This window comes from Treponema sp. R6D11, from assembly GCF_054786075.1.
Genome location: NZ_BDHD01000665.1, coordinates 1 through 640, shown reverse-complemented (window position 1 = coordinate 640; position 640 = coordinate 1). Strand labels below are relative to the sequence as shown.

1 pseudogene is annotated in these 640 nt (G+C 49.2%); it reads left to right on the top strand.

What is annotated here, in order from left to right:
* Positions 1-54: 54 nt before the first annotated feature.
* A pseudogene (locus ACYVTD_RS15365) lies at positions 55-640 on the top strand (DNA ligase (NAD(+)) LigA); the annotation flags it as partial.

Below are 640 nucleotides of genomic sequence, written 5' to 3'. Positions count from 1 at the left end.
TCGTTAACCGATAAAAAAAACAGGTTAACAAAAAAGTTTATCGTTCAGTATAAATTGGACGGCGCGAGCCTTGAATTGCAGTATGAAAAAGGCAAACTTGCGCGGGCTGTAACAAGGGGCGACGGAATCACGGGCGACGAGATTACCGGCAACGCCCTGCGCATGGGCGGGGTCGTTCAAAAATTAGACGTTTCATTTACGGGCGGCGTTAGGGGCGAGGTTATTATGACCCACGACGTCTGGAAAGGCAAATATCCGTCTAAGGCGAATTGCAGAAACGCCGCCAACGGTATTATGCGTAAAAAGGACGGCGAAGGCTGTGAGGATTTGGAAGTAATCGTTTATGACGCTTCCGCTTCGAACGACGACGGGTTTTTCAAGGACGAACTGCAAAAAATCAAATGGTTGAAAGAGCGGGGCTTTAACGCCACGGAAACAAAGTTCTTTACCACGGCTAAGGAAATAATCGCCTACCGTGAAAAAATAACCGCCGATAGGGAAAAGCTTCCCTTTGACATAGACGGCCTTGTGGTAAAGGACGTGGAGACGGACATGTCCGATCTCCGCAAGGAACGCCCAGAAAAGCAGATCGCCTTCAAGTTCGAGCTGGAAACGGCGTTCAGTATTTTGCGCGAGGTGG